General features: G+C 62.1%; 1 protein-coding gene. It reads left to right on the forward strand.

Annotation, left to right across the window (positions count from 1 at the left end; all coding sequences use genetic code 11):
• A partial coding sequence (locus EOA60_RS35940; RefSeq protein ID WP_206628452.1) for a phosphomethylpyrimidine synthase ThiC occupies positions 1-676 on the forward strand: 676 nt, incomplete at both ends.

Below are 676 nucleotides of genomic sequence, written 5' to 3' on the forward strand. Positions count from 1 at the left end.
GCTCATGCGCGACGGCGAGAGCTTCGGTGCGGCCATCCCCGATTACGTCACGCCGGAATTCGTGCGTAACGAGGTGGCGCGCGGCCGAGCGATTATCCCCGCCAACATCAACCATCCCGAAACCGAGCCGATGATCATCGGCCGCAACTTCCTCACCAAGATCAACGCCAACATCGGCAACTCCGCCGTCACCTCCTCGATGGCCGAAGAGGTGGAAAAGATGGTGTGGGCAATCCGCTGGGGCGCCGATACCGTGATGGACCTTTCCACTGGCCGCAACATCCACAACATCCGTGAATGGATCATCCGCAATTCGCCCGTGCCGATAGGCACCGTGCCGATCTACCAGGCGCTGGAGAAGGTTGGCGGCATCGCTGAGGAGCTCAGCTGGGAGGTTTTTCGCGATACACTGATCGAGCAGGCCGAGCAGGGCGTGGATTATTTCACGATCCATGCCGGCGTGCGGCTGGCCTACATTCCGCTCACCGTCGACCGCGTCACCGGCATCGTCAGTCGCGGCGGCTCGATCATGGCCAAGTGGTGCCTCCATCACCATAAGGAGAGCTTCCTCTACGAGCATTTCGAGGAGATCTGCGACATCGCCAGAGCCTACGACGTCTCCTTCTCTCTCGGCGACGGGTTGCGCCCCGGTTCCATCGCCGCCGCCAACGCCGCG

It is taken from the genome of Mesorhizobium sp. M1A.F.Ca.IN.020.06.1.1, assembly GCF_004023265.1.
Taxonomy (GTDB): Bacteria; Pseudomonadota; Alphaproteobacteria; order Rhizobiales; family Rhizobiaceae; genus Mesorhizobium.